The following is a 20,002-nucleotide window of genomic DNA, read 5'->3' as shown; positions in this document are numbered from 1 at the left end:
GACTGGCCAAACTTACATCTCAAGGGCCACCCGCCACAGGATAGGTACGCCTGTTTCAAGCAAAAACCCTTAAATCAACCCACTGACAAAGCAGCAACGGTTAACGAAGGACCGAAAAGCCGCTTAACAGTGGTGAATAGGTTCTCTGATAAGGCCAAGCTCAGTGCCACGCTTCCTGAAAATTCGACTTTTCCAACAGAATCGGCCGTTTTTTGACCTTCGTTTAGAGGATGAACTGCCAGGATTTTCCTAAGCGATGAGTGAGTAATTGTATGGTCAGCAAATAGTAATAGCGCGTCGATTGAGTGTGCTGGTTTAGGTGGTGATTCAAAAACCACGCAAGGTGTTTTCTCTGCCAAGTCCATGGATTGTCGCGTTGCCACCGTTCAGCGATCGCTGATTGGATTGCCTTCGCCTGACGCAGGTGGCGTTGGCGCGTGGTATGCGACCCATTCAGGACGCCGGCCAGGAGCAGCTCCATATCGAATACCGTGATCATGCGCGACCACCAATGTAAGCGGCCACCACGACTATACGGTTATGCCCCAGCTCATAGCTGATTTGTACTCGGGCTTTCTGATCAAGACGTCGGTCGAGTTGATAGCAATGGCCATCGTTGATGGGGGCGGGATGGTGGGTGATTTGCTCATAGCGTTCGCACGCATAGGCTGCCCGCAATTCGTGGAAGCCTTTGAGGTCGTGCTTATGGATGATGTCCCGTGCGGGGCGGACGGTGTCCCGCAGAAAGTCCTGGTAGCTTTCGTTCGGAGCAAGCAGGTTGCGGCTACCGTGGGGCGAGGCCTGTTCGGCAAACCTAAGTGCGCCACGAACATGATCATCTACCGTAATCCATCGAGGTGCCGATGCACCTGAGCGGCCACCTTTGGTGCCATCCTGGATGTTGATTCTGCCAAGTTGCTCTGCTTCACGTTGCAATCGGGACAGGTCGGCCAAAATGGCCTCGCGCATGCGCATGCCGGTGGTTCGCGCTAACTGCACGATGGCTGCGGCGCGCGGCTGCTGATGTTCGCAAAGCACGTCGACGATCCGTTTTACCTGTTCGCGGTCTTGGCCTTGCGAAACCGAGCAACGAACACTGGTGCGCCGCATTCCCAGCGCCTTGCTCGGGCTTGGCACTTTCACATACTGATCACCGCGAAGCGCGGCCATGGTTCGGTTCACGCTGGACAACCGATTTTGCGCGGTGGCGATGGCGAGTTCACCTTGGTCAACTTGGAGGCGCAGATGCCCGGCGTAGTCCAGCAAGGTCTGCCGATCAATCAGCCGGGCATCGTTAAACCCCGGCCCATCCTCCGAGCGACACCACTTCACGAATGCCTGCCAGCGATCACTGTGTGCTTTGACGGTCCCGTAATGCCCACCGCCAAACAGATCTTTCAATGCCTGTGGCCCGGCATAGCTCAACTGCCGACCGTAGCCAAAATTACGTCCATCTCGCCTTCCCACCAGTGCCATGATCGAACGCCTCTCGAAGCCAAAACGTTTAAAACTTTCCCCACGTCATCCCGCCAAGAATGCTGAGTGTTATCAGGGATCAAGGCCCCTGCGACCTGTGGGGAATGTCCTCTACGCGGGACTGGCGGCTCCTTACGTCCGGGAGCAAGGGCATCTCATGATCTGGCCTCCTAAACACCGTTACCGGTGGGCGGGTGGAGGCAGCACTGGCTGACGAGACCAGCGCCTGAAGATCCTGAGCCGGGTGAACGCAGCAATGCGATGACCGGGGCATGCCTGACTGTCAGTCAGGTGCAGTCCATTCCCTGGTCTGCGGCACCATCATCTACATGGCTGTTGCTGGTGACATCGGCGTTTGTCACGCCGATTGTCACGAGGGGAATTGCCGCAAAGCCCTGTGCGATCAGAGCTGCAGCAGTGTTAGAAGCGCCCGTCTCTTTCCAGGAGAAAGAGACGGGCACAGGTTGGCGCAATATTCGGCCAAGCGGATAGGTTGCTGCAGGGCAGCGCAATAGGAAGTGTCGTCTGGCGCACGAGGGCCATGATATGTAGTTGGCATCCATCACCGGGGAGGTGACCGGGCGAGCTGCCGGATGCGAATCGCCCTTGGGGAGAACCACCGCGGGAGCGGCGTGACCTTTAAGGTTCGGGTCACCTGGGGTGCTGTCATCGACAGCGCTTGCACGGCCAGTTCTACGCCTGTGGATAAAACCGGTCAAGGGCCGAAATTCAGCACTCTTGGGGACGTGAAAAGCGGTTATCCATCGGTGGAATTTCGTGGTAAATCCCGGACAACGTCGTGGCTTTTAGCTCTTCAAAGTAAGGTCCATCCAAACAGGGCGGCTTTGCAGCCCTGTTTGGATGGACCCGCGCTTAGAAGCAGATAAGCGAGGTTGCTTGCCCAGAATCCCGAGCGCTCAGTTGTTGCTGTCGTTATTGTGGCTGTACGGCGCTAGCGGATCGGTACTACGTTCTTATCCCTGACTTGGCCGTATGCTGAGGCGAGCAGGCTACCGGTGGCGGCTTTCTGGATGTACCCACTCCACCAGGCCATCATCGGACGCCGGCGCTCAATGTAGTCAGCTCGGTTGTAGGCGCTGCGCACCTCATCCTTGTCGACGTGCGCCAGGGCGACCTCAATGAGTTCCGGGTCCCACCCATGTTCATTCAAGATGGTACTGGCCATCGAGCGCATGCCGTGGCTGACCAAGCGATCTTGGAAGCCCATGCGTTTCAACGCCATGTTGGCGGTTTGGCTATTGGCGTGGGTACGTGGATTTCTGTCGGCCGGGAAGACGTATTCTCGATGGCCGCTGTGAGTCCTCAGTGACTCCAACAGCGCGACCGCGTGATCACTCAACGGAATGCTGTGTGGGCGGCGCTTCTTCATCCGCTCCGGTGGGATAGTCCAGACACGCCTTTCAAAGTCGATGTCTGCCCAGCGGGTGGTCGCAGCCTCGGCGGGGCGAGTCATCGTGTGCAACTGCCATTCGATCAGGCAGCGGGTGGTGCGTTTGATGCTGGCGTTCGCGATCTCCAGCATGAGCTCGGGGAGCTCTTCGGGCGGAAGCGCAGCCATGTTCTCTTTCTTGGGCTTCTTGAATACCGCCCTGATGCCGGTGAGCGGGTTGGCGAAGATCAGGCCGGAGTTGACGCCGTAGGTCATGATCTCGTTTAGCCGCTGGCTAAGACGTTTGACCGTCTCCAGGCTGCCTTTCGCTTCGATTGGACGAAGCAAAGCGATCACCATCGGCGCGGTGATCTTCGCTAGTGGTGTCGTCTTCAAATCGGGGAACACGTGCAGTGTGAGCGACCGCCAGATGTCGTCGGCGTAGGCCGGGGTGACCGAGTCTTTCTTGAGCTCGAACCACGCGGTGGCCACGTTCTCGAAGGTGTGTTCCGTTTCTGCGCGTTTGGCTTCATTCAGCGAATTGCGCTGCACCTTAGGATCGATGCCCTGGGCGAGCAGCTCGCGGGCCTCGACTGCCTTCTTTCGTGCGTTCGCCAGTGACAGTTCGGGGTAGGTCCCGAAGCCGATGTTGATGCGCTTTTTGGTCACCGGTTCGCGGTAGTTGAAATTCCACAGCAACGAGCCGTTGCTGCGTACCCGGAGCTGCAAACCGTCACCGTCAGTGAGGACGTAATCCTTGGACGCGGGTTTGACTCCCTTGAGCTGTCGATCGGAGAGGCGAAGGTTTTGAGCAGGCATGAGATTGTCCTCAGGCACTGATTCGGTATTCCAAAGATTAGCACCGGATGAACTGGAATACCGTCTGGAATACCCGAATGGCTGGAACTCAAAAACTCTCGAAAGACCGAAAAAGCGCTGGAGGCCGCGTATTTACTGGATCTCAGGCACAAAAAAAGACGTCCGTGGACGTCTTTAGATGATGAAGTGGTGGAGCCGGGGGGATTTGAACCCCCGTCCGCCAGTACTCCGCTGTCGGTACTACATGCTTAGCCGTGTCTATTGAGTTAACCCGCAGCGACCCGACGGGCAGGGTGCTTTGGGCGAGTTGTGTAAGTTTTAGCCGCTTCGTCCACAACGTACTGCACGGCGATTCCGTTCTATATGACAATCACTTTGGGTTTACGGACATCCCCTGGTGATTGCTGGACCCGAAGGTACCAGAAGGGAAGGGCTAAGGCTGCTTACGCAGCGAGAGCGTATTCCCCGTAGGTTTCGTCATTGGCAACTATAGGAAGTTGCAACAGTGGATTTACGAGTTCTGTTACCAACTCGGCATGCACCTAAAGTTTCGCAACCGGCGTCGAATCCTAAACGGCCCCGAACCTGGCACTCCGTGAATCTCTGGAGCGACAGGCCTGCGTAGTGTACGCCAATCGAGCGAGCAGGCCAACCCGAAGGTTGGCCTGCTCATCGATCACTTGTTGGTGCCGTCAGAGGTTTTTCTGATTTCCAGGATGGTCCGATCGGTTTCGGCGACACAATCGTCAACTTTCCCTTCAGCCTTGAGCGCCTTTGCCTTCGCCACGCTGGTTTCCACACGGCCCTGTAAGTCGGGTGAAGACTGATACTGCGTCTTGGCGTTCTCGATGGTTTGGATATTGGTGTCACACTGGCTGTCCGGCTTACTTGCTGCGAACGAACCGGTTGCCAACATTGAGGCGGTAACGAACAGACCTAACAGTGCAGAACGCTTCATATCTATCTCCTTGAACTGAGGATCCAGACTTCGCTGGCCGTCAGGACGGATAACCGAATGGAGGGAAAGCCCCGATCTTCGGGGCTTGTTCTGTGGACTACCGTCTCGCTCAAGGGTTCTATTTTTCTTCACGTCACCCTGGCACGGGTCACTCGATCAACCAGGTAGACCAGGCCGTGGTAGTCGATTGCGCCATGCTGCGTCAGACCGATCTCACAGGTCCGGCTGGTGGAAATTCCCTCGCTGCAATGCTGTACCGCGTCCTTCAAGGTGCGTAATGAGTGGGTGTTCAGTTCCGGCGTGGTGAAACCTTTGTCACCGGCAAAACCGCAGCAATGGATGCCTTCAGGTATGACCACGTTTTTGCTGCACCTGCGCGCCAAGTCAATCAACGCCTGGCTTTCACCGAGGTGTTGGGTGCTACAGGTGACATGCACTGCGATAGGCGCCTCCTGTGGCATGAAGTCGAGGCGATCCATCAAGTGCGTGCGAATGAAGCGCACCGGGTCGTAGAGATCCAGGCGTACGTCACTCAAGTCCTGGACCAGGCGCAGGGTGCATGGGCTGGTGTCGCAGTAGATCGGGTCGAGCCCGCCCCGGCTGGCCTGCAGCAACGCGCCGATCAGTTCCTGGCGTTTCTGCTCGGCTTGGTCGGCGTAACCTTTGGACGCAAAGGGCTGGCCGCAGCAAAGGCTGTCCACAGTGTCCGGGATGACAACTTGATAGCCGGCCTTTTCCAACAGGCCACGAGTCTTGTCATGCAGCGACATTTGTTCCTTGTCCCCTGCCGCAGGTCCCATGACTCGCGACACGCAGGCCGCCAGATAAACCACTCTGGGTCGTTCGTCCGACACGGCGGGACTGAATCGAATGGCCCTTTCCGGCTGCGGCATGGCATGGGTCCACTGTGGGACCTGGCCTTTGGACAAGCGTGTCAGTCCTGCGGACAAACGCGCCAGCGTCGGCGCCCCCAAGAGCATCCGCGCACCATTGGCAACATGCAGGGTAAAGCGCGCCCCTTGCAATGCGGTTGTGAAATTACTCGCAAGCCAGTCGGCGGTTTTCGTACGCGTCGCGTCGCGTCCGCGGAGCTTTTTAACCAGTTCGCCGGTATTGATGCCTACAGGGCAGCGTTGGGCGCACAGCCCGGTGGCGGCGCAGGTGTCGATGCCCTGGTATTGATAGGCCGCTTCGAGCTGCGAAGTGTCCATGCCATCGCGTTTTTTCGCCTGGATGTCCCGCCAGATCACGATGCGCTGGCGCGGGCTCAGGGTCAGGTCCTTGGACGGACACACCGGCTCGCAGAAGCCGCATTCGATGCACTTGTCCACAATCTCATCGGCGGCTGGCAAGGGTTTGAGGTGCTTGAGATGAATCTGTGGGTCTTCGCTGAGCACCACATCCGGGTTGAGAATGCCGTTGGGGTCGAGCAGGCGTTTGAGTTGCCACATCAGTTGATAGGCGTCGCTGCCCCATTCCAGCTCGACGAACGGCGCCATGTTGCGGCCGGTGCCGTGCTCGGCTTTCAGTGAGCCGCCAAACTCCACCGCCACCAGGTGCGCCACGTCATCCATGAACGCCTGGTACCGTGCGACTTCTTCGGTATTGTTGAAGCCCTGGGTGAAGACGAAGTGCAGATTGCCCTCCAGCGCGTGTCCGAAAAGGATCGCTTCGTCGTAGTGATGTTTGTCGAACAGCGCGATCAGGCGATTCACGCCGATAGCCAGTTGTTCGACCGGGAAGGTCACGTCTTCGATGATCACGGTGGTCCCGGTCTTGCGAACCGCGCCCACGGCGGGGAAGGTGTCCTTGCGGATCGCCCAGAGGCGAGCGTTTTCCCTTGGGTCTTCGGTGAAGTCGACCTGCCTTTCCACCGGGAAGCCGGCCAATGAGGCCATGATCCGTGTTAGCTGTTCTTGCAGCAGCGATGACGAAGCCGCGCGGGATTCGATCAGCAGGGCGCAGGCATTGTTCGACAAATGCTGTACAAAATCCGGCATGCCGGGTTTGTCCTGTACCGAGCGCAGGCTGCGGCGGTCCAGCAGCTCGACGGCGGAAACCGGCTGGCTTTTCAACACGGTGACGGCGTTGCAGCAGGTTTCCACGTCCGGGAATACGATCAGCGCTGACGCTTTGTTCGGGTGATCGATGACGGTGTTGTAGGTCACCGCGCTGATGAAGCCGAGGGTGCCTTCGGAGCCCACCAGCAGGTGGCTCAAGATATCCACAGGCTCGTCGAAATCCACCAAGGCGTTGAGCGACAGGCCGGTGGTATTTTTCAGACGGTATTTGTAGCGAATTCGGGCGGCCAGTTCCGTGTTGGCGCGGGTCTCGCGGCCGAGGGTCGCCAGTCGTTCCAACAGTTCACCGTGGCTCGTCCGGAAGGCCGCCACGCTGGCGGCGTCTTCGGTGTCCAGGCGCGTGCCGTCGGCCAGGACCAGGCGGATGCCGGCCAGGGTGTGATAGGTATTCTGTGCGGTGCCGCAGCACATGCCGCTGGCGTTGTTGGCGACGATGCCGCCGATCTTGCAGGCGTTGATCGACGCTGGGTCCGGGCCGATCTTGCGTCCGAACGGGGCGAGCCAGGCGTTGGCCTGGGCGCCGATCACGCCGGATTGCAAACGAATCTGCGTGCCCTGCTGGCGAATCTCGCGACCGTTCCAGTTATCCCCCAACACAATCAGCACCGAGTCGCTGATGGCCTGGCCGGACAGGCTGGTGCCGGCCGCGCGGAACGTGACGGGAACGCGATCACGCTGGGCCAGTTTCAGCAGGGCAATCACCTCGTCTTCGGACTCGACGCGTACCACCAGTTTCGGAACCAGCCGATAGAAACTGGCGTCGGTGCCGAACGCCAAGGTCGACAGCGGGTCGTCGAAACGTCGCTGCTGCGGGATCAACTGTAGGACATCGCGCAGGAAAGGGGCCGGAAGTGTCATTGGTCCTCCAGAATCAGCACCACCAGATCCTTCGGGCCATGGGCGCCATAGGCCAGGACTTGCTCGATGTCGGCGGTTTTCGACGGACCCGATACCAGCAGGGCGTTGGTGGGCATGCCCTGGGCCCACTCGAATTCCTGTTGCACTTCATAGAAGTTGTCGCGGATCTCGCTGGCCTTGAGCAAGGCGAAATGCACTGGTGGGACGAGGCTCATCAGTCGCGGTTCTTCCCGCGTCGGCCACAAAATCAGGCTGCCGGTCGCGGCGATGGCGCCCAGGGTGCCGGTCAGGCTGGCGGGGGTTTCGTTGAACAGTTCGGCTTTCCATTCTTCCACAGGCCGATCGTAGGACTTGAGAGCAGGCAGGTCCGGATTGTTCGCCCAGAACTGTGCGATTTTTTGCCCGTGAGGCGTCGTCGGGGCGATCAGCAGGCTCGGCAGTTGGCGGTCCCGCAGCAGTTGCGCCAGCAGCGCCGGCCAGTTCTCACCGGAGGTCAGGTGGATCTCGGTGTGTACCGCCTCCATCAGCTTGCGCAATTGCGGGATGCGTTCTTCGGGTGCGTAGCGGTAGGTCTGCGTCACCAATTCGACGTCATAGTTGTCGGCAACCGGAGTTGTGCCTGTGAGGCTTTTACGCAGTTTGGCGAGGATATTTTCCTTGGCGCTCATCGGCGGTCTCCCTGCGGGTTCAGGTGGTCGCGGGCCAGGTCATGCAGCGAGCGGGCGGCGGGTTCCGGGGCGCTGTGGTTCTGGGTCCAAGGCCCGACGTTCTGCGGTGTCAGGGCGCGCAGGCGCGTGGCGAAGAACGCGAACATCCGGTACAGCCGTGGCGAGCTGTTGAGCCGGGCCCAGGCATTCCAGATGAACCGTTCCTTCGCCGAGTATTTGCTGCCCTGGCCGCGCATCACCGGGTTAGGGCTATCCGGTGCCTTGACGTTTTCCTCTCGCAGCCGCCGCAACAGGGCCGGGATCGGAATCTTCACCGGACACACTTCGCCACAGGCGCCGCACAACGAGGAGGCGCTTGGGTGATCCGGCACCTTCGCCAAGCCGACCATGTGCGGCGTGATGATTTTTCCGATAGGCCCCGGGTAGACCTCACCGTAGGCATGCCCGCCAATTCGGGTGTAGACCGGGCAATGATTCATACAGGCGCCGCAGCGGATGCAATTCAGGGTCTGGCGCAGTTCGCTGTCGGCAAACGCCTGGCTGCGACCGTTATCCAGCAGGACCAGGTGGACTTCCTGAGGCCCGTCCAACTCATCGGCCTTGCGTGGCCCGGAGATCATGTTGACGTAGGTGGTGATCGGCTGGCCCAGGGCCGAGCGGGTCAGCAGCGAAAGCAGCGGAACGACGTCCCGCAGGTTTTCCACGACTTTTTCGATGCCGGTCACGGCAATGTGCACCGGCGGCACCGTAGTGGACATCCGCCCGTTGCCTTCGTTTTCCACCAGCAGCAGCGTGCCGGTTTCGGCGACGGCAAAGTTGACGCCCGAAACGCCGATGTCGGCTTCGAAAAATTTCTGCCGCAAGACCTTGCGACCGATCTGAATGAGTTGGTCAACGTCCTTGGTGTATTCCACGCCAAGTTTGTCGTGGAACAAGGACGCGACCTGACCGGCATTCTTGTGGATCGCCGGCATAATGATGTGGGAAGGCTTCTCGTGGTCGAGCTGGACGATGTATTCCCCCATGTCGGATTCGAGACACTCAATGTCCCGAGCCTCGAGGAAATGGTTCATCTCCATCTCTTCGCTGACCATCGATTTGCCCTTGATCACTTGCCGCGCCTCGTGAGCGCGGATGATCGAAAGAACGATGCCGTTGGCTTCGTCCACCGTTTCCGCCCAGTGCACTTTCACACCGTTGCGGGTCAGGTTGCTTTCAAGTTGCTCGAGCAGGTCGGGCAGCTTGGATAACGCGCGGGCCCGGACAGCGTTGCCGAGCACTCGCAGATGTTCTCTTTCGTGGGCATCGCTGAAAGACGTTGCCCGTTTTGTCATCAGTGAATCCATTGCGCTGCGAAAGTTGTTTCGCAGTTGCGTGTCGTCCAGCGCCTTGTGGGCGCGGGCGCGAAAATCTTCCTGCACCTCAACGGTCGGAATCAGCGTCGGCGTGCTCATGCGGCACCTCCGGTTCGCTGCCAGAGGAAGCTTGCCAAGTGTTGGCCGCGCAACGCTTCCTGCTGTTTTTCCAAGGCGCCGTTGATGTTCATCAAGCACCCGCAGTCGGCGCTGACGACCTGGTGCGCGCCGGATTCCTTCAGCGCTCGGGTCTTGTCGGCCACCATCGCGCCGGAAATATCCGGCATGCGAACGCTGAACGTCCCACCAAAACCACAGCATTCACTCTCATGGCTGTGGTCGACACGCTCCACATTGCGCAGCTGGGCCAACAACGCACGGCCGTGCAGGTGGGTGTTCATTTCCCGTCGTGCCGAGCAAGACGTATGCAGCGCGACCTTCACTGGCGTGCCACTGTCGTTCAATTGCACCTTGCAAACGAACAGCAGGAACTCCGCCAATTCATAGGTCCTGGCGGCCAGCGCCTGGACCTGCTTGAGCATTTGCGGCTCGTCCTTGAACAGGTCGGCATAATGCTCGCGCAGCATGCCGGCACATGAGCCCGACGGCACGACCACCGGGTAATCCTCGGCGAATAACGCCAATTGCGCCCGCGCCACTGTCCGCGCCTGTTCGGTGTAACCCGACGTGTAGGCCGGTTGCCCACAACAGGTCTGGCCCTGTGGGTAGTCCACCCGGATTCCTTCGCGCTCAAGGAGATGAATCGCATCCATCCCGGCTTCGGGGTAGAACAGGTCGACCACGCATGTCCCGAAGAGGTAGACCCGAGCAGGTTTCTCGCTGGGGTACTGCCGGGGCTCGGGCAATGGCGGGGCGACACGGGTCGCGTTCGGCACGGCGTTATAAAAAAGCTCGCTCATCAGGCGTGTCTCCGGGTGGTCCCGGTTATCCGTCTGCTGAGGCTGCTGAATATAGAGGGGAAATCTTTCAGCAGCCTTGCAGACCCGGTTGTGAATAGCGGACGACGATTACGGTTCGGCGTCGGTTTTTTCAGTGCTTCGTGTAGTACTCAGTGAACCAGCATGCCGGTGAACCAGTAGGCCTGGGCCAGCGTGATCAGGCCAACGATCGTTGCAAAGAATAGGCTGTGTTTCAGGGTGAAACGGAACAGATCGGATTCTTTGCCAACCAGCCCGGTCGCTGCACACGCCACGGCGATCGATTGTGGCGAAATCATCTTGCCGGTCACGCCGCCGCTGGTATTGGCCGCCACCAGCAAGGTGTCATTGACGCCGATCTGGTGCGCGGTGGTCGCTTGCAGCGAACCGAACAGCGCGTTGGACGAGGTATCGGAGCCGGTCAGGAACACGCCCAGCCAACCGAGGAACGGCGAGAAGAACGGGAACGCTGCGCCAGTGCCAGCCAATACCAAGGCCATGGTCGACGACATCCCCGAGAAATTGGTGACGAAGGCGAAGGCCAGCACCATGCCGATGGACAGGATCGGCCAGCGCAACTCAATAAGCGTCTCTTTAAAAGTGGTAAGACCAGTTCTGAAATCGATTTTCAACACCAGCATCGAGATCAATGCGGAGAAGAAAATCGCTGTGCCGGTCGCCGAAATCGGATCGAGCTTGAACACCGCCGGGATGGCGGTCGGGTTGACCACGATTGGCGCGGACTTGATCACCAACTGGTCCAGGTGCGGGATCGCGAAGTTGAACACCCAACCGTACATCGAGCCGCCAGGGGCGAACATTGCTTTGAATGGCTTCAGCGTCCAGATCGTCACCAGCACGGTGAGGATCAGAAAAGGCGACCACGCCTTGATGATTTCTCCCAGGCTGTAGGGCGACACCACGGTGCTGCGAGGCTGGCCGAAACCACCGGCGCTGGCGGTGATGGCTGCGCTGGACGTTGCGCCGGCGATCTGGGCGCCTGCGGTGCGCTTGGGCTGCCAGATTTTCAGGAACAACGTCAGCGAGACCAGGCTGGCCAGGGCCGAGGTGATGTCTGGCAGTTCCGGGCCGATGAAGTTCGAGGTGAGGTACTGAGTGATGGCGAAACTCAAGCCCGCCACCAGTGCCGCCGGCCAGGTTTCTCGCACGCCGCGCAGGCCATCCATCATGAATACCAGCCAGAACGGCACGAACAGCGACAGCAATGGCAGCTGTCGGCCGGTCATGGCGCCGATCTTGAACGCATCGATGCCGGTGACTTGGCCTGCCACGATTATCGGGATGCCCAGCGCGCCGAATGCCACCGGGGCGGTATTGGCGATCAGGCACAGGCCCGCGGCATAGAGCGGGTTGAAGCCCAGGCCCACCAGCAATGCGGCGGTAATCGCGACGGGCGCGCCGAAGCCGGCGGCACCTTCCAGGAAGGCGCCAAAGCAGAAGCCGATCAGCAGCACCTGAAGGCGCTGGTCGTCGGTGATCGACAGCACCGAGCTGCGGATCACTTCGAACTGGCCGCTCTTGACGGTCAGCTTGTAGAGAAATACCGCGGCAACGATGATCCAGGCGATAGGCCACAACCCATACGCAAAACCATAACCCGCCGCCGCGAACGCCATGTCCGCCGGCATATGGAATGCAAAAATCGCGACCGCGATCGCCAGCGCCAGGGTGATGCTGCCGGCCACGTGCCCCTTGAGGCGAAACACCGCCAGGGCGAGGAAGAAAAATACGATGGGAATGACGGCCGCGAGTGCGGACAGGCCTAGGCTGCCGAGCGGACTGTAAAGCTGTTGCCAGGTTTGCATATTGGGTGAGCCCCTAATTGTTTTTGGTCAGGCACTGGTCAGGCTTTGGATAATTGGTAATACCAATTTACAAGCGCTGTCGGCTAGGGTAAAAGCCTTGGTTGTCATGTGTCAATTTGTCGCCCGGAAACTTTCGTCGCATAACACCCAGCCGATGGCATCCGCCCCGTCGGCATCCGTGGTTTTTGATAGGTGTGGAAGGGGCTCGGATGGGCGAGAATAGAGAGCCCGGCGAGCTGTCGGGTCCGTGGAGAGTCGAGTTATGGGGTTTGATCAGATTCGTCAGCGCCGTTTGTCTGACGATATTGTCGAGCGGCTTGAAGGCATGATCCTTGAGGGCACGTTGAAATCCGGCGAGCGGTTGCCGGCCGAGCGGACCCTGGCCGAGCAGTTCGGCGTGTCACGTCCTTCGTTGCGTGAAGCGATCCAGAAACTGACGGCCAAAGGCTTGCTGATCAGTCGCCAGGGCGGCGGCAACTATGTAGTGGAGTCGCTGGGCTCGACGTTCAGTGATCCGCTGCTGCACCTCTTGGAAAGCAACCCCGAAGCGCAGCGCGACCTCCTTGAGTTCCGGCATACCCTGGAAGCGTCCTGCGCTTATTACGCAGCGCTTCGGGCCACGGAGGTCGATCGGGAGCGGCTGACGACAGCCTTTGAAGCGTTGCAGGATTGTTATTCGCGCCACGAGGACGTGAGCCGCGCAGAGGAGGGCGCGGCAGATGCGCGTTTTCACCTGGCGATCGCCGAGGCCAGCCATAACGCTGTCTTACTGCATACGATCCGTGGATTGTTCGACCTGCTCAAGCGCAATGTGGTGACCAATATCGGCGGCATGTACAAGCAGCGCAGCGAGACGCGCGACATGCTGATCAGCCAGCATCGGGAGCTTTATCAAGCCATCATGGACGGGCACGCCGAGTTGGCGCGGGAAGTTTCCAGCCGACACATCTTGTACGTGCAGGAAGTCTTGGAAGAGGTGCGTCAGGAAGTGCAGCGGGTGGCGCGAGCGGAGCGGCGCAAGGGCATCTGATCGAGCCTGCGGACCTTGTGGGAGCGAGCTTGCTCGCGATGGCGGTCTAACTGACACATCTACGGCGGATGTGACGACGCTATCGCGAGCAAGCTCGCTCCCACAAAGATCCAGGGCCTAGTCTTCCTTGCCCTTGTTGCGCACCGCACGTTGCAATTCGCGACCGGCATCGCGCTCGCGTTCGGTATCACGCTTGTCGTATTCCTTCTTGCCCTTGCCCAGCGCGATTTCGCACTTGATCAAGTGCTTGCTCCAGTACAGCGATGTACAGACGCAGGCATAACCCTTCTGCTGCACGGAAGCGAAGAGCTTCTCCAGCTCGCGCTTGTTGAGCAGCAGCTTGCGCGAGCGCACAGGGTCGGCGATGACGTGGGTGCTGGCGGTGGTCAGCGGCGTGATATGACTGCCCAGCAGCCATGCTTCGCCGTCCTTGAGCAAGACATAACTGTCGACCAGTTGCGCCTTGCCGGCACGCAAGCTCTTTACTTCCCAACCGGCCAGGACCATGCCAGCCTCGAAACGTTGTTCGATGAAGTAATCGTGTCGCGCCTTTTTGTTTTGCGCGATGGTCCCTGTGGGGTGTTTCTTCTGTTTAGCCATAGGGGCGGCATTATAGGCAGTTGCGTGCGTGTCGGCTACGGTGAACCTGTGTGCTTGAGCAGGTTGCATGAATCCCGGACAATGCGGCCTCTTTTTTGAACGCTTGGGCGTGATCACGATGTCGACAGACAAGGTTTCTGTCCACGGCAGTTGGGCTAGCCGCTGGGTCTTCATATTCGCCGCGACCGGTTCGGCCGTCGGGCTGGGTAGTATCTGGAAGTTTCCGTACATGGTCGGTGTCTATGGCGGCGGCGCCTTCGTGCTGATGTTCCTGGCGTGCATCGCGCTGATCGGGGCGCCGGTAATGTTGGCTGAGACGCTTATCGGTCGTCGCGCCCGGCAAAGTCCGGCCAATGCCCTGAAAGTGCTGGCGGTGGAGGCGGGGCATTCGTCGAAGTGGTCCTGGGGCGCATTCGCAGGGATGATCACGGCGCTGCTGATCTTGTCGTTCTATAGCGTGGTCGGTGGCTGGTCGCTGGACTACATCATCGACATGGGGCGCGGCGACTTCCAGAACGCAACGCCCGATCAGGTTGGCGCCTACTTTGGGAGCGTGATCGCCGATCCCTGGAGGCTGACGCTCTGGCACACGCTGTTCATGGTGCTTTCCGCGATCGTGATTGCCCGTGGTGTCGTCGCGGGGCTTGAGCGCAGCCTGCGAATCATGATGCCGCTGCTGTTCGTGATGATCCTGGTGCTGCTGGGCTACAGCATGACCACGGGGCACTTCATGGAGGGCGTGCATTTCATGTTCGATTTCCAGCCGGAAAAAGTCATGGATGGACTGTTACCGGCCATGGGGCACGCTTTTTTCTCCCTGAGCGTGGGGGTCGGTTCGATCATGATCTACGGCGCCTACATGCCCAAGAGCGCCTCTCTCACCAAGACAGTCGTCGGCGTTGCGCTGCTGGACACCTTTGTGTCGTTGTTGGCTGGGGTGGCATTGTTTCCGATTGTCTTCGCTGCCGGCCTGAACCCTAGCGAGGGGCCGGGGCTGATGTTCGTCAGCCTGCCATTTGCCTTCGGCAGCATGGCGTTCGGCCAAGTGATGGGCGTGGTGTTTTTTGTCCTGGTGGCGATTGCCGCCTGGAGTTCGGCCATTTCCTTGCTCGAGCCGATGGTGGCTTATCTGGTTGAGCGGACTCGCCTCAGTCGTGCCTGGGTGACTTTCTGGCTGGCTTTCACTTGCTGGTTCGTGGGGCTGGGTACGGTTTTTTCCTTCAATATATGGAAGCAGGCAAAGTTTTTCGTGAACGAAGGCGACCTGTTCCACCTCTATCAGTGGGGAGCAACCGGAGGGTTGGATTTCTTCGGTGTGATTGATTTCTTCACGTCGCGGATCATGTTGCCCTTGGGCGGTTTGTGTTTCGTGGTGTTTGCAGGGTGGATCATGGGGCGTGAAGCCGTGCGCGATGAGCTGTCGCTACGCAGTCCTGTATTGTTCGCCTTGAGTCTGTTCTTGATGCGCTATGTGGCGCCCATTGGCATTCTTGTAGTGTTTGCCACCCAGCTGTGGAAGTGACGCTTACATGACGACACATATTCAACGCTCGGCCCTTCTGCCCTATCCGGCCCAGGCGCTGTACGACTTGGTCAACGACGTGGCGAGTTACCCGCAATTCCTGCCCTGGTGCTCGTCCGCCGAGGTGCTCGAAAGCTCCGAAACCCATATGCGCGCGAGCCTGAATGTCGCCAAGGGCGGGTTGAGCCAGCACTTTGTCACTCGTAACACCTTGGTGCCGGGCCAGTCCATCGAGATGAACCTTGAGGAAGGGCCTTTCAATCAGCTCCATGGCGTCTGGGTGTTCAAGGCGCTGGGTGAGAAAGCCTGCAAGATCAGCCTGGACCTGTCGTTCGATTACGCCGGGCCGCTGGTGCGGGCGACGTTAGGCCCGTTGTTCAATCAGGCGGCTAACACCCTGGTCGACGCTTTTTGCCAGCGTGCCAAGCAGAATGCCGAGCTCAAGCGTTGATTGAGATAGAAGTGGTGTATGCCGGTGTCGATCGTCAGGTATTGCGACGATTCGCCGTCCAGGAAGGGACATCTGTTCGTGCTGCCCTGATGGCGTCGGGTATCGCTGCGGATTTTCCGGAGCTGGATCTGACGACGAGTCCGATCGGGATTTTTGGTCGGGTGGTTGCAGATCCGGACCGGCAGCTGGTGCAGCCAGCCGACCGGCTTGAGATTTACCGGCCATTGTTGGCTGATCCCAAGGAAATTCGTCGCCTGCGGGCGGCCAAGGCAGCCCAGGCTCGTCGAACTGAGTAAAAAACTGGCTTGTATTGCAGGCAATAAAAAACCCGGCATGCCGGGTTTTTTATTGTCGCGATTTATTGCGGCGAGGTTTCCAGAGGTTCTGGCGTCGGGACAGGTACGGTCTCGACGTTGTCCACGTCCTTCTGGATCTGATCCAGCAGCGAACCTGGCTTGGCCGGTTTTTCCGGTTTCGGCTGTTCGGTGTTCTGGGTCGGGTCGGTGACCGTGGTGCCGCTATCCTTGCCCATGATGGCCTCGTCGCGGCTCACGCCGGGCATGAAATCTCCCGACAAGCTGACGAGTTGATCATTGGCATTGAAAATAACGCTGATGCGTTCCTGCTGCCGCTCGCCGCCGCCTGGCTGCAAGCTGTACAGGTAATCCCAGCGATCGGCATGAAACGTGTCGGTCAACAGAGGGTTGCCCATGATAAACCGTACTTGCCGGCGGGTCATTCCCGGGCGTAACTGGTCTATCATGTCCTGCGTGACGACATTGCCCTGCTGGATGTCGATTTTGTAAACCCCGGGGAATGAACAACCGGCGAGTGCGAGCAGTCCCACGAAGGTGAAACTGGTTAGCAAGAGCTTGGTGTTTTGCATCGGTGGGCGACTTCCACTATCTTGGCTGGGACAACGTAAACACCGATCATACCCGCATTAAGAGAAGCTGCGAAGCAGCATCGCGAGAAAGCTGACCATGGTTGAAAATAGCGAACTACGCAAAGCCGGCCTCAAAGTGACCCTGCCCAGGGTCAAGATTCTGCAAATGCTCGACTCTGCCGAGCAGCGCCACATGAGTGCCGAAGACGTCTATAAGGCGCTCATGGAAGCTGGCGAGGATGTCGGTCTGGCCACGGTCTACCGTGTCCTGACTCAATTCGAAGCTGCCGGGCTGGTCGCTCGTCATAACTTCGATGGCGGTCATGCTGTCTTTGAATTGGCTGACGGGGAGCACCATGACCATATGGTGGATGTTGAGACCCGTGAAGTCATCGAATTCATCAGCCCTGAAATCGAGCAACTGCAAAAGGCTATTGCTGAGGAGTATGGCTTCGAGCTGATCGATCACCATCTCGTCCTGCATGTGCGCAAGCGCAAATAAGCTTGTGACGTGGGCTCAGGCCCTCTGAACAAAAGAAGGCGACCCTCGGGTCGCCTTCTTTCTTTCAACGGCCTATGTCAGGTTTTTGCCGCAACCACCATTTTTTTAGCGTGGGCCAAGGATTCCTTGGTCAGGTCTATTCCTCCGAGCATCCGAGCGACTTCTTCCACGCGTTCATTTTTGTTGAGTTTGGACACTGCGGTACGAGTGGCGTCTTCGCCGCGCACCTTGTGGACAAATAGATGTTGGTGTCCCTGGGCGGCAACCTGGGGCAGGTGAGTGACCGTCAGGACCTGTCCACGCTCGCCCAATCTGCGCAGCAACTGGCCGACAATTTCCGCCGTAGGGCCGCCAATGCCGACATCCACCTCGTCGAACACCAGCGTTGGCACCCGTGATGTCTGCGCTGTGATCACCTGGATGGCCAGGCTGATACGCGACAGCTCGCCGCCGGAAGCCACTTTTGCCAATGCCTTAAGGGGTTGCCCGGGGTTGGCGCTGACCAGCAGTTCCACTTGCTCCAGCCCGTTAGGCTGAAGATCATCACCGCCGTTAGGGTGCAGTTCGATGGTGAATCGGCCCCCTGGCATGCCCAGGCGCTGGATCTCCTGTTCTACCGCGCTCGCCAAGCCCGTCGCGGCTTGTCGGCGCAATTCGCTGAGCTCCTTGGCCTTTTCCTGGTAATGGCGCGCAAAGGACGCCAGTTCATCCCCGAGCCGCTCGATGGATTCATCATTGGCGTTCAGGCTTTCCAGTTCCTCCAGCAGCCGTTGCTGCAGTTCGACGACGTCGGTTGGCTGGACGCGATGCTTGCGGGCCAGCGTATAGATAGTGTCCAGGCGCTCTTCCAGAAACTGGAGGCGTGCCGGGTCGGCATCGAAATGATCAAGGAAGCGGTTCAACTCCCCGACGGCTTCTTCGACCTGGATCTGGGCGCTGGTCAGCAGGTTGCTCGCTTCGCCCAGGGCTCCCACGGCATTGCTGACGCTGGAAAGTCGGTTGATGCTTGCGGTCAGTGCACTGAGCACATTGCCGGAATCACTTTCGCTGCATTGCTCGACCACTTGCCGACAGACACCGAGGAGTGCCTCGGCATTGGTCAGGTTCTTGTGCTCCTGCTCAAGTTCCTCCAGCTCGTTTTCGCCCAGAGCCAGGTTTTCCAACTCTTCAAGCTGGTAGCTCAACAGTTGGTGGCGGGCCCGTTGTTCATCGCCTGAGTTGGAAAGTCGATCCAGTTCCTGCCGGGTCTGTCGCCAGCGTTGGGCGGCCAATTGAACCTGGCGGGCCAGGTCGGTGGCACCCGCGTACTCGTCGAGCAAGCGACGATGGGTGTCGGTCTTGAGCAGCGATTGGTGTTCATGCTGGCTGTGAATATCGATCAGCAGTTCGCCGAGTGCCTTGAGGTCGCCGAGGGGGCAAGGGGTGCCGTTGATATAGCCTCGGGAGCGGCCTTCGGCGGTGATGACCCGGCGCAGGATGCACAGCCCATCGGTGTCCAGGTCGCGCTCGGCCAGCCAGGCGCTGGCTTCGGGGATGTCGACGAGGTCGAATGTCGCCAGGATGTCGGCCTTTTCCGCACCGGGACGTACCACGCCGCTGTCAGCGCGGTCGCCAAGTGTCAGTCCCAGGGCGTCGAGCATGATCGATTTGCCGGCACCGGTTTCACCGGTAATCACGCTCATGCCTCGATCGAGTTCGAGGTCGAGATGTTCGACGATGGCGTAGTTGTGTACGGACAGGTGCACCAGCATAAGGCCGCTCCCAGGCATTAGGTCTGGTTATTTATACAGTGTTTTGTTTCGCGCTGACAATGCCTGCGCTTAGCTCGATTTGCTTGGACCAACAGATTCCTTAGTGCTGCGTGGAATGATTATGCTGCTGCCTTTTGTAGGGTTAATTCGTCAGATGGCCCTTGAAGCTGGAAAACCCGGCCCCATATACCGGGGCAGAAGCGCGAGTCGAGCTCGCGGACGAAATTGAAAGGAGAAATCTATGGCTGACGAACAGACGCAGGACACCCAAAATCTAGACGCCAATCAGGCTCCCCAGGATTCGGGTGAAGACCTGGCGGCACGTGTACAAGTGCTCGAAGAGCAACTGGCCGGTGCGCAGGATCAGGCGTTGCGTGTAGCAGCCGATCTGCAGAACGTCCGCCGTCGTGCCGAGCAGGATGTGGAAAAGGCTCATAAATTCGCCCTGGAACGTTTTGCTGGCGACCTGCTGCCGATCATCGACAGCCTGGAGCGGGGTCTGGAGCTGTCCAACCCGGACGACGAGAACATCCGTCCAATGCGTGAAGGCATCGAGCTGACCCTGAAGATGTTCCAGGACACGCTCAAGCGTTACCAGCTTGAAGCGATCGATCCTCACGGTGAACCCTTCAACGCCGAGCACCATCAGGCCATGGCGATGCAGGAAAGTGCAGACGTCGAGCCAAACAGCGTGCTGAAAGTGTTCCAGAAGGGCTATCTGCTCAACGGTCGTCTGCTGCGCCCGGCCATGGTTGTGGTCAGCAAGGCGCCAGCGCCGGTTTCGCCTTCTATTGATGAGCAGGCTTGAAATCGGGCGAAACGGCCCCATTAAGAAGTCAAGCGTTTAAGTGCTACCGCAGTTAACCACCAATGCTGCGGCAACAAAATCCA

18 protein-coding genes and 1 other RNA gene are annotated in these 20,002 nt (G+C 59.0%); 6 read left to right on the top strand and 13 right to left on the bottom strand.

Annotated elements, in window-relative coordinates; genetic code table 11:
- Positions 1-223: 223 nt before the first annotated feature.
- The 10 genes from ACLK1G_RS11910 to ACLK1G_RS11865 all read right to left on the bottom strand — a co-directional run bounded on the left by ACLK1G_RS11910 (position 224) and on the right by ACLK1G_RS11865 (position 12,369).
- Positions 224-499, bottom strand: a complete 276-nt coding sequence (locus ACLK1G_RS11910) for a hypothetical protein (protein WP_420765603.1) — start codon at positions 497-499, stop codon at positions 224-226.
- Entirely contained in the window at positions 496-1,476 is a 981-nt protein-coding gene (locus ACLK1G_RS11905; RefSeq protein ID WP_420765602.1) for an integrase domain-containing protein, read from the bottom strand. Before ACLK1G_RS11905 ends, ACLK1G_RS11910 begins: the two co-directional genes overlap by 4 nt.
- 952 nt (positions 1,477-2,428) lie before the next feature.
- Complete coding sequence (locus tag ACLK1G_RS11900) at positions 2,429-3,685, bottom strand: integrase domain-containing protein (protein WP_420765601.1); 1,257 nt, start codon at positions 3,683-3,685, stop codon at positions 2,429-2,431.
- A gap of 187 nt (positions 3,686-3,872) precedes the next feature.
- Positions 3,873-4,266: a transfer-messenger RNA gene (ssrA, locus tag ACLK1G_RS11895) on the bottom strand.
- Between the two features lie 95 nt (positions 4,267-4,361).
- A complete protein-coding gene (locus tag ACLK1G_RS11890) occupies positions 4,362-4,643 on the bottom strand; it encodes a hypothetical protein (RefSeq protein ID WP_420765600.1) in 282 nt (93 codons plus the stop codon).
- 128 nt (positions 4,644-4,771) lie between these two features.
- Positions 4,772-7,582: an FAD-binding and (Fe-S)-binding domain-containing protein gene (locus ACLK1G_RS11885; protein WP_420765599.1), complete on the bottom strand. Its 2,811-nt coding sequence runs from the start codon at positions 7,580-7,582 to the stop codon at positions 4,772-4,774.
- A complete protein-coding gene (locus ACLK1G_RS11880; RefSeq protein ID WP_420765598.1) occupies positions 7,579-8,250 on the bottom strand; it encodes a LutC/YkgG family protein in 672 nt (223 codons plus the stop codon). The genes ACLK1G_RS11885 and ACLK1G_RS11880 overlap by 4 nt, the downstream gene beginning before the upstream one ends.
- Complete coding sequence (locus ACLK1G_RS11875; RefSeq protein ID WP_420765597.1) at positions 8,247-9,704, bottom strand: LutB/LldF family L-lactate oxidation iron-sulfur protein; 1,458 nt, start codon at positions 9,702-9,704, stop codon at positions 8,247-8,249. Before ACLK1G_RS11875 ends, ACLK1G_RS11880 begins: the two co-directional genes overlap by 4 nt.
- Positions 9,701-10,525, bottom strand: a complete 825-nt coding sequence (locus tag ACLK1G_RS11870; RefSeq protein ID WP_420765596.1) for a (Fe-S)-binding protein — start codon at positions 10,523-10,525, stop codon at positions 9,701-9,703. The genes ACLK1G_RS11875 and ACLK1G_RS11870 overlap by 4 nt, the downstream gene beginning before the upstream one ends.
- Positions 10,526-10,674: 149 nt before the next feature.
- On the bottom strand, positions 10,675-12,369 hold the full coding sequence (locus tag ACLK1G_RS11865; RefSeq protein ID WP_420765595.1) for a lactate permease LctP family transporter: 1,695 nt from the start codon (positions 12,367-12,369) through the stop codon (positions 10,675-10,677).
- A 262-nt stretch (positions 12,370-12,631) separates the two neighbouring features.
- Here ACLK1G_RS11865 and ACLK1G_RS11860 point away from each other — a divergent pair, with 262 nt between their 5' ends.
- Positions 12,632-13,399: a GntR family transcriptional regulator gene (locus ACLK1G_RS11860; RefSeq protein WP_420765594.1), complete on the top strand. Its 768-nt coding sequence runs from the start codon at positions 12,632-12,634 to the stop codon at positions 13,397-13,399.
- A 117-nt stretch (positions 13,400-13,516) separates the two neighbouring features.
- On the opposite strand, the gene smpB is transcribed toward ACLK1G_RS11860, so the two are convergent.
- Positions 13,517-13,999: an SsrA-binding protein SmpB gene (gene smpB, locus ACLK1G_RS11855; RefSeq protein ID WP_030139770.1), complete on the bottom strand. Its 483-nt coding sequence runs from the start codon at positions 13,997-13,999 to the stop codon at positions 13,517-13,519.
- A 118-nt stretch (positions 14,000-14,117) separates the two neighbouring features.
- Here smpB and ACLK1G_RS11850 point away from each other — a divergent pair, with 118 nt between their 5' ends.
- Genes ACLK1G_RS11850 through ACLK1G_RS11840 form a run of 3 tightly spaced genes read left to right on the top strand, consistent with a single transcriptional unit; the run spans position 14,118 to position 16,268 of the window.
- Positions 14,118-15,521 carry a sodium-dependent transporter gene (locus ACLK1G_RS11850; RefSeq protein WP_420765593.1) on the top strand — a complete coding sequence of 468 codons (1,404 nt, stop codon included), beginning with the start codon at positions 14,118-14,120 and terminating at the stop codon, positions 15,519-15,521.
- Positions 15,522-15,528: 7 nt separating this feature from the next.
- Entirely contained in the window at positions 15,529-15,972 is a 444-nt protein-coding gene (locus tag ACLK1G_RS11845; RefSeq protein WP_420765592.1) for a type II toxin-antitoxin system RatA family toxin, read from the top strand.
- Positions 15,969-16,268: an RnfH family protein gene (locus tag ACLK1G_RS11840; RefSeq protein ID WP_420765591.1), complete on the top strand. Its 300-nt coding sequence runs from the start codon at positions 15,969-15,971 to the stop codon at positions 16,266-16,268. Before ACLK1G_RS11845 ends, ACLK1G_RS11840 begins: the two co-directional genes overlap by 4 nt.
- A gap of 62 nt (positions 16,269-16,330) precedes the next feature.
- On the opposite strand, the gene bamE is transcribed toward ACLK1G_RS11840, so the two are convergent.
- Positions 16,331-16,858, bottom strand: coding sequence for an outer membrane protein assembly factor BamE domain-containing protein (gene bamE, locus ACLK1G_RS11835; protein ID WP_420765590.1), 528 nt, complete (start codon positions 16,856-16,858; stop codon positions 16,331-16,333).
- Between the two features lie 97 nt (positions 16,859-16,955).
- Here bamE and fur point away from each other — a divergent pair, with 97 nt between their 5' ends.
- Entirely contained in the window at positions 16,956-17,360 is a 405-nt protein-coding gene (gene fur / locus ACLK1G_RS11830) for a ferric iron uptake transcriptional regulator (protein WP_420765589.1), read from the top strand.
- 77 nt (positions 17,361-17,437) lie between these two features.
- On the opposite strand, the gene recN is transcribed toward fur, so the two are convergent.
- Positions 17,438-19,111: a DNA repair protein RecN gene (gene recN / locus ACLK1G_RS11825; protein WP_420765588.1), complete on the bottom strand. Its 1,674-nt coding sequence runs from the start codon at positions 19,109-19,111 to the stop codon at positions 17,438-17,440.
- A gap of 241 nt (positions 19,112-19,352) precedes the next feature.
- Between recN and grpE the strand changes: the two genes are divergently transcribed.
- Positions 19,353-19,919, top strand: coding sequence for a nucleotide exchange factor GrpE (gene grpE, locus ACLK1G_RS11820; protein WP_039592327.1), 567 nt, complete (start codon positions 19,353-19,355; stop codon positions 19,917-19,919).
- The last annotated feature ends 83 nt before the right edge of the window (positions 19,920-20,002 follow it).

This window comes from Pseudomonas algeriensis (assembly GCF_048847255.1).
GTDB lineage: Bacteria > Pseudomonadota > Gammaproteobacteria > Pseudomonadales > Pseudomonadaceae > Aquipseudomonas.
The sequence above is the reverse complement of the archived record's forward strand: the minus strand, read 5'-3'. Positions and strand labels throughout refer to the sequence as shown.